Genomic DNA, 11,923 nt, shown 5'->3' on the forward strand with positions numbered 1-11,923 from the left:
GTGATGCGCGCGGCAGTGAGCATGTCTCGGAGTTCTTCGATGCCGCGGTCTGTGAGGGCCGTAATGGCCTCTTCCGAACTGGTATAGACGCTGATGATGTCACCGTAGGTCAGATTGTCGTCGTTGGAGACGATGGCTTCAAGCAACTCGCGGTCTTCGCCGAGTATCTTCGCGACATAGTCGATCGTGCAGACATGGGTGACGGTCGCCATCAGGCGGCCTCGGCCTGAGCGGCGGCGACCGGTTTCCAGTTCCATGGGAGTAGCTCGTCGAGCCGGTTGATCTTGTGATCGTTGATGCGGTCGAGCACGTCGGCGAGGTAGGCCTGCGGATCGAGGCCGTTCAGCTTTGCGGTCTCGATGATCGTCATGGCGCGGGCCAGCGTTTCGCCGCCGGTGTCGGCGCCTGCAAAGAGCCAGTTCTTCCGACCGATGCCGATCGGACGCAGGGCGCGCTCGGCTGGATTGTTATCGATGGCAACGCGGCCATCGCTGAGGAAGAGGCTGAACGAGGCCCGGCGGGCCAGCCCATAACGGAACGCGCGCGCGAGGTCCCCCTTGCCGGGGATCCGCGTGAGCTGGCTTTCGGACCAGGCGAAGAAGGCCTCGACCTTCGGGGCGCTGTGCGTCTGCCGCGCGGCAAGGCGGATCTCGGCGGGCTGCCCGTTGATCTCGCGCTCGATGTCGTAGAGCGCGCCGATGCGGTCGAGTGCCTCGCGCGCGATGGCGGATTTCGTCTTGCCCCATTCGTCATGAAAGTCACGCCGCAGATGCGCCCAGCAGGACGCCTCCTGCAGGCGGGGCGTGCCATCGGGATCGGGTTCGTAAAGCTTGTTGTAGCCCTTGTAGCCATCGGCCTGCAGGATGCCGCGGGTCTGGGCGAGATGCCCATGCACGTGTTCCTGCTTCCAGTCCGGGGCGAAGCGGTAGACCGCCCCGGGTGGCGCGGTTCCGGCCCAAGGTCGTGGATCGCGGACATAGGCCCAGATCCGGCCCTGCTTCACCCCCTTGCCGAGGCCGCGGTCCTTGAGGGACCGGTCCAGCACCCGGATCGGGGTGTCGTCCGCATGCAGCAGGTCGCTGGCCATCACATCGGCTTCGATCCGTTCGACCAGCGGCGCCAGCACCTTCATGGCGCGCCCACACCAGTCGACCAGCGTGCTGTCCGGGATGTCGGCCCCCATGCGGGCGAAGATCTCGTTCAGGCGATACAAGGGAAGATGGTCATCGAACTTGGAGACGAGGATCCAGGCCAAGAGCGCCGCGCTCGCCATGCTACCGGGGATCGGACGGCTGGGCGCCGGTGTCTGCACCATCTTCTCACAGCGGCGGCAGGACTTCTTCAGCCGCGCGATCTGCAGGACCTTCAGCTGTGCCGCAACCAGGTCGAGCATCTCGCTCATGTCTTCGCCAACGAGCCGCAGGTCGCCACCGCAATCCGGGCAGCAGCTGCCGGGGTCGAGCTCGCGCCGCTCCCGCGGGTAGCCTCCGAGACGCGGGGACGACGGCGGGGCTTGTGTTTGTCCACATCGCCGGTCTTCGCCTCAGGGGCAGGATCCGCCTCGTCTTCGTCCGTCGGGATGGTGGCGCTTTCGGCGCTGGCAATCAACAGATCCTCAAGCGCCAGTTCCAGCTGTTCGATCTCGCGCTCAATCTTCTCCGAGGACTTGCCGAAGGCCTGCTTCTTGAGCTTCGCGATGCGCAGCCGCAGCGTCTGGATCAGCTGGTCATGCGCCCGGATCGTCGCCGACATCCTGGCGTTTTCCGCCTGCAAGGCGGCGATCATCGCTTTCAGAACAGCGGGATCTTCGGGGAGGATGGGCGCATCGCTTGACATGCCACCATCTAACACACCCCATCAGGAAGCGCTATAAAAACAAGGTGTTTCAGGTAGATAAATCACCCGACACGGGCCGGTGGAGCGCCCCAATCTGGCCGCCGCCAATCAATCCCTTCCCACAACATCGCCAGCTGCGCCGAGGTCAGTCGCACCGCCCCCGAGCTGGTGTTCGGCCAGGGAAAGCGCCCACGCTCGAGGACCTTGTAGTAAAGACAGAACCCCTGGCCGTCCCAGTAAAGCAGCTTCAGCCGATCCCCCTTGCGGCCCCGGAAGGCAAAGACTGCACCGCCGGTCGGCTTCTGGCGCAGCACGTCTTGCGCCAGCGCCGCCAACCCACCGATCCCCTTGCGCATATCCGTCGTCCCGCAGGCCAGATACACCCGCACCCCGGTCCCCGGCCCGATCATGCGGCATCCACCGCGCGAACCAAGCGGGACAGCGCTGCATCGTCGATGTTGCTCTCGAACCGGAGCACGCGGCCCTTCACAAGCCGCAACTCAACCCAGACTACGGGAGTGGTAGCTGTGGTTCGATCCTCAACCACCGTCAGGTCCATCGCGGGCACCATGCCGGCGGGCAGGAACAGCACGCCCGTCTCGGGTGACCACAACCCCTTCCGCTTCAGCTCGTGACGCCACGCGTAAATCTGCTGACGCGTCACCTCGTGCCGTTGCGCAACCTGGGTCACCGTCGCGCCGTCGATCCCCACCGCGCTCACGATCGCCAGCTTCATCTCGTCGTCCCAACGCCGGCGGCGCTCAATACCCAAAACCTCGCCCCGCATAGCCCCTCCGCGCATAAGAGACGTCGTTTGCGACGTCGTTATGCACGTGTCTTAGGGCCTCACGCCGGAATCTGGCAGGCGGTGCCAACCGGGCCGTTACGATCAGCGCGCGGTGAAATCAGCTTCAACGCTCCGACTTCGCAGAGCCATTTTATGGATTCCGGAGCGAGAAGCCCCTCGAGGACGTAAGTCGCCTCGTGTTGAGCAACCAATACTCAAGCCATGCGCTGTGGGAGCCGACCATCACGAGTCGATGCTCAACGCTGTCGTTCGCTTGGAAAGGGGCGCGCCGAGCGCCAAGCCCTCCGATGCGTCAGGCTCAGAAGCGGGCCGCAACACTCAAGCCGAAACTTTGCGTGTCATCACCGGGCGCCTTGTCCATCGCTTTGGCGACGTAAAGAGAGACCGGCGCGCCCTGAATATCGAAGGTTACGCTCAGGCCGATGGAACTGCGCAATTTGAAGGAATCGTCGATCGCTCCGCCCTGCGTATCGTCAAGTGACCAGAGCGACCCCACATCGATGAATGCTCCACCCCGCATCGGCGTGTCGAACACGGTTCCGAGGTCATGCTGCAGCTCGATCGATGCCACTGCGAACTTGTTGCCCCCCGTGAAATAATCAGCATCCTTGGGACCGAGCCCACGTGGCGCGAAGCCGCGGAAGGACACGCCGCCGAGCTGGAAGCGATCCACAGCGCGGGTGTTATCGCCCCCCAGTCCCTTGGCGACCCCGCCTTGGAAACCGAGCAAGAGATCGGTCTTGGCGCCTAGCGGGAGCCGTGCCTTCGCATTCAGGCGCGTCTCAGAAACCGTATCGATATCGCCAAGCCCCCAGAAATACTGATCGATCCCCACCTGGTATCCCGCCGAGCCGGACGCGCCCTTTTCTGATGCGCTCGCGAGTTTGTAGCTGAACCGCAGGTAGGGAGCACTGGTCGAGCTTTCCTCCTGCTGGAACAACGTACTCGAACCGTCCGAGGTGTCGCGCATCTTAAGGGAACGATACCCGAGCCCGTACTCAAGACGCCCCGCCTCGCCCAAATCCTGCGCGAGATATCCTTCGATTTGAGCGCGACGGGACGCGTAGCCCTGATCGTCGTAATCACTACGGCTGAAGAGAGCATCCATCCCGACGCCTGGCTTCCCATCGCCCAATCCCGAGTAATAGAGCGAGCTGCGCAGTGACTGCATCTCCTTGCCGAGGTTCATCTCGAGAGAACCGAACGTGTTCGGAAACAGGTTGTACCGCTCAAAATACAAAGAACCGACGACTTTGTCCTGAGTATCGTAGGCCACGGAAAGATCGATATGCCCGGGACGCATTTCGACCTCTTTGACGTCGACGACCAGTGCGTCGTTCTGAGAGCGCAGCTTGACGCTGTTGAAGACACCACTCGAACGAAGGCAATCTGCGCGCGCGTCGAGGTCCTCCGGACTATAATCGACCCCGCTCTTGAGATCGCATGCCGCCAGGATGTCTTGGCTGGCGATGAGCTTGTTTCCCTCAACCTCCACCGACTTGAAGCTCCGGGCATTCGCCTGGGTCAGACCGATTGCGACAGAGGCAACCGACGAAAATGCGATAATAGATAGTAGGGTACGGGATTGCAGGTGCTTCAGGCTCAAGCTCTTGCCTCTTGTGGTGAGTCGCGCAGGGTTTATGGATCACGCGACCCTAAGGGTCCTCCCCGGACCGTCAACGCCTGAACATCATTTTGTATCTAAAAAATATCTTCAGACCTAGATCGCGACACATTTTGATAATATCGCATAGTTATGGAAAGCGAATGACGAAAGATATGAACTAAAGTCTTGTGGCGTACGCCGCAGTTCATCTCGCAGAGGGGGACGGTTTGCGCTCTTTTGTTTATTCCGAGCGAGGTTCGATTACGATCCTCTGGCTCCTGCTGATCCCCGCGATGCTTCTTGTCGGCGGGTTCGCCACCGATATCTCGATGATCAATGCCCAAAAGCGCTACGTACAATCGCAAGCCGACCTCGCAGCTCAGAGTGCAGCACGCCATCTTCCAAACCTCTCGGAAGCCCGCACCATCGCGCAGGAGGTCGTTTCCGCGAATGACAAGTACGGGAACGTCCCGCTCGGCTCGACAGATGTGACCTTCGGAAGCTTCGACAGCAAGACGGGAACCTTTACCGCCGCACCGGTCCAGACCGACCCGACCGGCGTCACCGCGGTCAAAGTCAGCGTACCCTCCAATTTCGCCCCCTTTCTGCTTGCCCCCGTGATGCAAAACGGGAACTACGTCATCCGTCGTTCGGGCGTGGCGGCGCGTCGCGGGGCGATTTCGTTCACACTGCGCAATCGTCTCCTTGGGATCGACACTTCGCGCTCCATCCTCGATCCGCTACTCAACGATGGCTTGGGCCTCGGTGTGTCCGCCAAGCTCCTCGACTACAGCGGGCTCGCGAATACCGAGGTGGGGATCAATCAATTGCTCGGACTGGTAAGTTCGCGGATCGGTCTGGACGCGGTGAGCTACGAGGACCTCCTCAAGGCGCCGATCGCACTCGACACGCTGATCGGCGGTCTGACGGACCTAAACGGCCTACCAACGGGCGTCAGTAGCAACGCAACCAACACGGTTTCGCTCGGCTCGCTTCTGGCGCTTTCCCCGAATGTGCTGCAAGCCGAGATCGGGCAGGTTCTGCCTGACATCAAACTCAACGTGTTCGACCTTTTGGCGGCAATTGTCAGCGTCGATGGATCGAACTCGGGCGTCGATCTCGTCAACGTACCGCTGAGCCTCCAGATTCCCCATCTTGCTGCGGTCGACGTCGTAGTCTCAGCGATCCACCCTGCCGTGACAGCCCTCGGTTTCATCGATGACGTGCCCCAGTCGAGGCGCGACTTGCCCAACTCCACGCAAAGGTTAAGACTGAATTGGCCGGTATCGTCAGTGTAGGACTGGACCTACAGGGAGGCGGCGCTACCGCAACCGCTCAGACGTTGAACTGCGGCGCCATCAGTGGGAACGACACGCTCGCCACCTTTGACGTAAAAACGGCGGCGCTCAAGATCAAATTGACGACTTCTCTCCTGAACCTGATCAACGGGAAATCGTTGGAGCAGAGCGCCTCGATCCCAGTGCTAGGCGACGAACAGACGATCAGCGTACGCAAGGACCAGGTCGGCAAGGCGATCACGATCCAGAATAATCTTCACCTCTCGACGATCACCACCGCGTTGAGCGACCTGCTGGTCCAATTACAACAGAGCACAACAGACGAGAAGACCTCCTGCGGCTTGCTGAGCTGCTTGCTGGGACCGATCTTGGACCTCGTGAACGGGATCATCAGCGCCCTTAACTCCATCCTCGCCAATCTTGGATTTCTCGATGACCTCGTGAATGGCTTGCTCTCTGCGCTTGGTGTTTCGGTGGCGCAGGCCGACCTAATCGTCAACGACTACACCTGCACGGGCACACTCGTTCAATGAACCGCCGGAACGGGCCACGGGAAAAGCGGATCTGTATCGAACTTGAGCAGCGCCATTAAGCAGTGCTGGACGTTATCGACGCGAATCTCGTTATTGTAGACCTCGGTGCGCAGCCCGCCCCTCACGCGTTCGGGGCGCGAGATGTAGTACATATCGTTCTCGTTTCGAAACTGCAGCTGCGCTACGCTGCGCAGGCCGCGCCGCAGCGTTTTGGCGTACCGATCGGCCCGCAAGACGTCGCCAAGCCGCACCGCGAGCCGCCACGCATCAGCCAGTCCCTCCATATAAACGCCGGTTGAGGACGCATGTGGCGGACCGAAATCGGACCGTTTGGGGTGAAAGAACCGCCCCCAAAGATCCGGGTCCAGCGTGCCGCCCCACTGCTGCATTTCGAGCAGCCAATCATTCCGGGAGAAAACGAAATCGGCAAGCGCGGGCTCTCCGATGTCTTCGTAAAGCATAACATAGGCCTGGCTGTGCCACGGCACGAAAGCGGGGTTCGGCTGCGCCAGATGCCATGCGCTGTAATACTCGAAACTCTTGAGACATTTCGCGGCCAAACCCGGATCACGCGTCCTCCGATACAGCGTCGCCCAGAACAGAAGCGCTTCGCCGGGGTAGAAATTTTGGTTGTCATTGCGATCACCCGGCAGAAGAAAAGTGCGCCAGCTTCCATCCGGCTGCCACAGGTGATCGATGCTGCGGCACAGACCATCAAACTCGCGCTTATAGCTGTCCGGTTGCAGAAGCCGGCACTGACGCCCCTCGAGGATGGCGAGCGCCGCGAGCGCATTCGCCCCCAATTTAATCTTCCCGTCGAGAAGGATTCCCCCCAGTCCGTCGACCTCGGTGTAATAGCTCTTCAGATTGTATTGCAGGTTTCTTTGGAAGGCATCGCGCGCCGCCGGCGTTCCAAGTCGCTGCGCAATGCGACCGAGGGCGACGCTAGCCATGAACTGACGGATCGTGTTATCGGCGCTCGAATACGCCCCCCGGCTGGGCCAATACTTGTAGGTCATGCGCCCGGACGCCCGAACATTGGAGAGCATCCAACCTATCATCCCGTCGATCACGCCCTGCAACAAATCCGGACCAACCGCATCGGGCGCGATCACCTGGTTGCCCCGATATAGTTCGGCAGAGTCCGCTCCGGACCTCAGATCGACCAAAAACTGGCGCGCACCGAACCGCGCGAAGCGGGCTTTCGCCCGCACTTCTTCGAGCGACAGCCCTAGCGTGGTCGCGAAAACCTCGACTTCACGCAGAAGCTTGCGATTGCTCGCGATGGTTAGAGTCGGCGGTATGCGGTGAAGGGCGGTCCCGAGCTGTATCTCGATCCCGACCCGACCACGAGCGGCATTGGAAAAAGCCTGCTCAAGTGCTGACGCCGGTACGGGGCGGTAATCTTCGGTCAGACATAGCTCCAGGACGGTCGCGTCATCAGAGCCCCCACTCTCGCGAGCGCGCGTGATCGCCTCGGCTAATGTTGGAGCCTTCAACCAGCCGGCACGCAACAACCGACCTCCATCACGCCACGCGAACCATACCGGCCCTGCAAGCACCACGTCCGCCCCCTTCCCGAAGACGGTCGAGACGACCTCCTCCAAGGTTGCTTTCGTCGTCTCAGAAGCAGCTTTGGGGGGCGTGATCATTGCGGCCTTACTCCCGTCTCGGTGGCCGCAGTCAAGGCTCTCACAAGCTGCCAACAAGGCACCCGAAAACACACGGCAAATAGCGACCATGTAAAAATAAAATACATTATTATCATATGCTTATCTCTTCATTTTCTCCGAACCTCGTGGCAAAATTCGCAGCCTGAAAGACACGAAGGAAATCCGATGAACCGCTCTCCTCTCTGGACCTCCGAAGAAATCGCCAAGGCAACTGGTGGACAGTGGCTCGTGGCACCACCAACGGATTGGCAACCCAAGTGCGTCTCCTACGATGTGACGGGAAACATGGCAGATCATTTCTGCGTTCTGGTTCACCCGAACAGTTGGGGAAAGGGACGGCGCGATCCGACAGGGGACATCTCGCGGCTTGCCCGCGAAGGGGCCGCCGGCATCATGGTTGAACCTTCTCATCTTCAAACTTTGCAGAGCCGGAAGGAAACACTGCCACCCGGACTTCCGGTCCTTTTGGTGCACAGTACTTGGTCTGGACTGCAATACATGGCGCAGATTGCGCGCATGCGCTTCGCGGGAAAAGTCTTTGCCGTGACGGGGACGGTGGGCAAAACCACGACACGGGAAATGATCCGCCATATGACGGATCTGCAAGGTGGCGCGACCGGATCGGCGGCGAACAACAATAACATTTCTGGAGTGCACCGCAGCCTCGCCTATATGCCGCGTGAAAACGCGGCCGGCGTGATCGAGATGGGGTTTGGCAAACCGCTCGACGGGATCGCCAGATCGTCCCGCATCGCCCAGCCCGATATCGCGGTCCTGACGACGATCGACGTCGCCCACTTCGACATGTTCACACCCGAAATGCTGGAAAAGGCGAGTGGCAGAGAGCTGTTGTTGCGCCACAAGTCGGGCATCTTCACAGGTCTCGTGCCCGGCGGCGCCGCCGTGATTAACGCGGACTTGCCTGAATACCAACTTGCAAGAGCCCTGGCAGAACGCCAGACGCCTCATGTCTTCGGTTTTGGCGAAGCCGAAGGAGCCGATGCACGCCTTGAGAGAGCAGAGCTGACATTGGGCGGGTCGCAGGCCCATGTCAGCGTCCTCGGACATCGCTTTCTTCTGAAGCTGCAAGTCCCGGGGCACCATATGATCATCAACGCGCTGGGAGCCCTTCTGGCGGTCGGGCTGGCCGGGTTTGATCTGGACAGGGCGGTCTCCGACATGGCCGATTTCGCACCGGTAAAAGGTCGTGCCCGAGTCGTCACGGCAAAGCTGCGCGAGGGCGGAGAGGTGACGATCATCGATGACAGCTTCAACGCGACAATTGCCTCGATGCGCTCCAGTCTGCAACTGCTTCGACTGGCCGAGCCGCGCGCAAACGGCCGGCGGATCGCCGTTCTGGGAGAAATCGGCCATGTCGGCGCCACCGAGGCGGAGGAACACCGTGCTCTGTCCAAGGCGGTCCTCGAAAGCGGCGCCGATCTCGTTTTTTCGTGGGGCCTCTTGATGCGGCCGATGTTCGAAGCCCTGCCCGCAGGCATTCGGGGGGCGCATCAAGACGACTCCGTTGAAGTTCTCTATGCGCAGCTGCGAACCACTCTGCGCGACGGCGACGTTCTGACCGTCAAGAGCGGACGCGGCGTGAATGGCCTCGGCGACATCCGTTTTCGTAAATTCGTCGAACATCTCGTCGCGGGAAAGGATGCGCTTCTCCTCTGATCCGTTGGCGCTCAATTCACAATGACCGCAGCTTGACGCGTGATCTCGCCAAGGCGCACACCAAGAAACTCCGAGAAGGTTTCCGCAAAGCTGCCCGCCATGTCATATGTCACAGCAACCGTGAAGACCCCATTGCTGTCGGGCTGATTTGGGCATGCCGAGAGCGGCCGGAAATCCGCCGCCGAGAGGGTGACGGAGTTCTGGATTAGGCGCGGCAGGTAATCGGCATCTAGCTTGGAGCAGATATCGCCGCTAAAACTGGGAGTATCGGCGAGGACCATTCCGAACCGCGCAAGTTCGAACGCGACCTGCTGGACCTCGCTCTGGGCCGCGATCGCGAAGCTAACAAAAGCGATCAGCGCCAGCATCAAAAGGATCAAAGGAAAGATCAGCACGAACTCGATCGTGACGACACCATCTTCACGCCGTTTGAAACGCTGGAGAGAGCCAATGAATGAATGATCAGACATCATGGAGCGTCCTAGTTGAGCGCGGGCGTATCGCTTCCCAGCCCGGACTTGCTGGACAGATCGATGGCGGAGGGATGTTTCCAGTACCGGTTACCGCTCTGGGGCATGAAAAGGTCGCGCGGATCCGAGATCATCGCGGCGAGATTGCCGGCGACGGCACAATTTGAATTCACCCTGCACTCGCTACGATCAACGTTGATCCCGATTATATGGGCGATCCGGACGATTCCATGCGATCCAACCGGGTCGGAAGCGTCAGACGGCATCACTCGCAACGCGCCGTGAGTATCCCCGATGAGATTCCGCAAGGTTGCGCTGCGTTGTCGATCGACCTGTGCGTTGCAGCCACGCGGGATTGAGGCGATCACGACATCCTTCTCGGGATGGGCGTTTCGCACAAGGAACCGGCTCAGTCTCTTCTGCTCCGCCTTCCCAATGCTGGCTGAACAGCGATCGACGAACGCGTAGCTGTGGACCTGTGTGGCTTCATCGGCGCTCAGCCGGTCTAGCGTGTGCTCCGTCGGCGGGGCGGCACATCCGGTGAGCAGTAGTCCGGAGAGAAACAATGGCATCGCGAAACGCAGGTTCATCTCGTTCACCGGTTCATCAGGAAGGTGGCACCGCTGCGACCGTTCGCACCGTTCAGCTTGACCAAGGGGCGTTCCATCTGACCCGTCGCCATCTGGGTGATGCCGTTGTCGACGGGACGCAACGTGTCGAGCGGCGTTGCGAGATTTTTTCGATCCGTCGGTCGTACGACATAGGGCGTCACGATTATGACCAATTCACTCTCACCTTTCTGGTAGGAAGAAGATCGGAACAACGCGCCGAGGATCGGGATCTTGCCCAGCCCGGGAAACTCGCTCAGCGTCTGCTGGCGGTTCGACCCGAACATCCCCGCGATAGCAAAGCTCTGGCCGCTGCCCAGTTCAACGGTGGTAGATGCCGAGCGCTCGGTAAAAGCTGGCGTGTTCGCCGTCGAATTTGCTGCATCGATCTGGCGCACGCTCGTGTCTAATTGGATCTGTATGCGGTTCTGTTTGAAGACAGTGGGCGTGAAATTCAGCTCGACGCCGATATTCTCGAACGAGACCCGTGTGTCTTCTTGCGTCGCACCGATCCGGATCGGTACTCGGCCACCGGCAAGGAATGTCGCCTTTTCCCCCGAGCGCGCCGTGAGATTTGGCTCCGATAGGATCGACGCGAGCCCCGACTCAGCTAGAGCATTGAGAGAAAGATTAAGGTTCCCACCGTTGAGTTTAACAGAGAGAGAATAGCCATTCGTTGACGATCCTGGCGCACCGATCGAACGGCGTCCGGACTGGACCGTACCACTCAACGAAATCCCGAGATCCTGCTGAACTTTGCGAGACACTTCGGCGATCGTGACCCGCAGGTTCACCTGCGACGGAGTGGTGAGCGTCAGATTATTTACGACGGTCGCGGCGTCCCCAGCGAGCTTGCCGACAACGTCTTCTGCTCTCCTCGCATCTTCTTCGGTATCGACCGTTCCGTTCAGGAAAACGGCGCCGTCCACAGTTGAGAGATGCACCGTATCAGTCTTCAGAGCGGCGCTTACCGCGGCCTGAATCCGGTCGAGGTAGAGATCGACATGAACTGTGCCCTTAACCAACGGCTTGTCGTCCTGTCCCAGGACATAGAGGTTGGTCGTCCCCAGACTGTGCCCCACGATATAGATCGAGCGCGCCGATTGCAGGTCGATATCCGCGACCGCTGGGTTGGATAGGAAGACGGATTTCGCTGGTTGCTGCAGACGAATAAACTTCGCCTCTCCCACCTTGAGCGACAGAGTGCTTCCCTTGCCATCCCAAGTATCTTGCGCCTGCGCCGCCGGCACAAAAAGCAGAAGCAATAGGCATGCGGCGATCAAGACACCCCAGATGAGCCCCAATCGATCACCAGATGCCTGCAAGAACCTGAACTGGAAAAGCGGATGCATCTGGCGAAGGTTGTGGTTCATGATTTTCAGTAGCCGTCCTGTCGAAAGATAGGGGAAAACGT

The 11,923-nt window shown here is 60.1% G+C and carries 10 protein-coding genes and 2 pseudogenes; 3 read left to right on the forward strand and 9 right to left on the reverse strand.

The window, feature by feature from the left end:
* Positions 1-5: 5 nt before the first annotated feature.
* From AKL02_RS21180 to AKL02_RS20425, 5 genes and pseudogenes are all read right to left on the reverse strand, one after another.
* Positions 6-212, reverse strand: a pseudogene (locus AKL02_RS21180) (hypothetical protein); the annotation flags it as partial.
* Positions 212-1,836: pseudogene (gene tnpC / locus AKL02_RS20410) on the reverse strand (IS66 family transposase). The pseudogenes tnpC and AKL02_RS21180, both read right to left, overlap by 1 nt.
* A 62-nt stretch (positions 1,837-1,898) precedes the next feature.
* Positions 1,899-2,246: an IS66 family insertion sequence element accessory protein TnpB gene (gene tnpB / locus AKL02_RS20415; protein ID WP_075777367.1), complete on the reverse strand. Its 348-nt coding sequence runs from the start codon at positions 2,244-2,246 to the stop codon at positions 1,899-1,901.
* Positions 2,243-2,623 carry an IS66-like element accessory protein TnpA gene (gene tnpA, locus AKL02_RS20420; RefSeq protein ID WP_108722460.1) on the reverse strand — a complete coding sequence of 127 codons (381 nt, stop codon included), beginning with the start codon at positions 2,621-2,623 and terminating at the stop codon, positions 2,243-2,245. Before tnpA ends, tnpB begins: the two co-directional genes overlap by 4 nt.
* Before the next feature lie 319 nt (positions 2,624-2,942).
* Positions 2,943-4,250: a BamA/TamA family outer membrane protein gene (locus tag AKL02_RS20425; RefSeq protein ID WP_108722455.1), complete on the reverse strand. Its 1,308-nt coding sequence runs from the start codon at positions 4,248-4,250 to the stop codon at positions 2,943-2,945.
* A 227-nt stretch (positions 4,251-4,477) separates the two neighbouring features.
* Here AKL02_RS20425 and AKL02_RS20430 point away from each other — a divergent pair, with 227 nt between their 5' ends.
* Both AKL02_RS20430 and AKL02_RS20435 read left to right on the forward strand, forming a co-directional pair.
* On the forward strand, positions 4,478-5,548 hold the full coding sequence (locus tag AKL02_RS20430) for a pilus assembly protein TadG-related protein (RefSeq protein ID WP_198453315.1): 1,071 nt from the start codon (positions 4,478-4,480) through the stop codon (positions 5,546-5,548).
* Positions 5,527-6,081 carry a Tad domain-containing protein gene (locus AKL02_RS20435; RefSeq protein ID WP_198453316.1) on the forward strand — a complete coding sequence of 185 codons (555 nt, stop codon included), beginning with the start codon at positions 5,527-5,529 and terminating at the stop codon, positions 6,079-6,081. The genes AKL02_RS20430 and AKL02_RS20435 overlap by 22 nt, the downstream gene beginning before the upstream one ends.
* Here the strand turns inward: AKL02_RS20435 and AKL02_RS20440 are convergent.
* The gene (locus AKL02_RS20440) at positions 6,075-7,733 is read right to left on the reverse strand and encodes a hypothetical protein (RefSeq protein WP_133052012.1); all 1,659 of its coding nucleotides are present in this window, start codon (positions 7,731-7,733) and stop codon (positions 6,075-6,077) included. The genes AKL02_RS20435 and AKL02_RS20440 overlap by 7 nt on opposite strands.
* Positions 7,734-7,919: 186 nt before the next feature.
* On the opposite strand from AKL02_RS20440, the gene AKL02_RS20445 reads away from it, so the two are divergent.
* A complete protein-coding gene (locus AKL02_RS20445) occupies positions 7,920-9,431 on the forward strand; it encodes a UDP-N-acetylmuramoyl-tripeptide--D-alanyl-D-alanine ligase (protein ID WP_083080060.1) in 1,512 nt (503 codons plus the stop codon).
* An 11-nt stretch (positions 9,432-9,442) separates the two neighbouring features.
* Here AKL02_RS20445 and AKL02_RS20450 read toward each other — a convergent pair whose 3' ends face one another.
* The 3 genes from AKL02_RS20450 to AKL02_RS20460 are packed head-to-tail and all read right to left on the reverse strand — an operon-like array spanning position 9,443 to position 11,882.
* Entirely contained in the window at positions 9,443-9,904 is a 462-nt protein-coding gene (locus AKL02_RS20450; protein WP_083080063.1) for a TadE/TadG family type IV pilus assembly protein, read from the reverse strand.
* Positions 9,905-9,912: 8 nt separating this feature from the next.
* Positions 9,913-10,491 carry a hypothetical protein gene (locus tag AKL02_RS20455; protein WP_083080065.1) on the reverse strand — a complete coding sequence of 193 codons (579 nt, stop codon included), beginning with the start codon at positions 10,489-10,491 and terminating at the stop codon, positions 9,913-9,915.
* 5 nt (positions 10,492-10,496) lie between these two features.
* Positions 10,497-11,882, reverse strand: a complete 1,386-nt coding sequence (locus AKL02_RS20460) for a type II and III secretion system protein family protein (RefSeq protein ID WP_083080068.1) — start codon at positions 11,880-11,882, stop codon at positions 10,497-10,499.
* Positions 11,883-11,923: the final 41 nt, after the last annotated feature.

This window comes from Thioclava electrotropha (genome assembly GCF_002085925.2).
Classification (GTDB): domain Bacteria; phylum Pseudomonadota; class Alphaproteobacteria; order Rhodobacterales; family Rhodobacteraceae; genus Thioclava; species Thioclava electrotropha.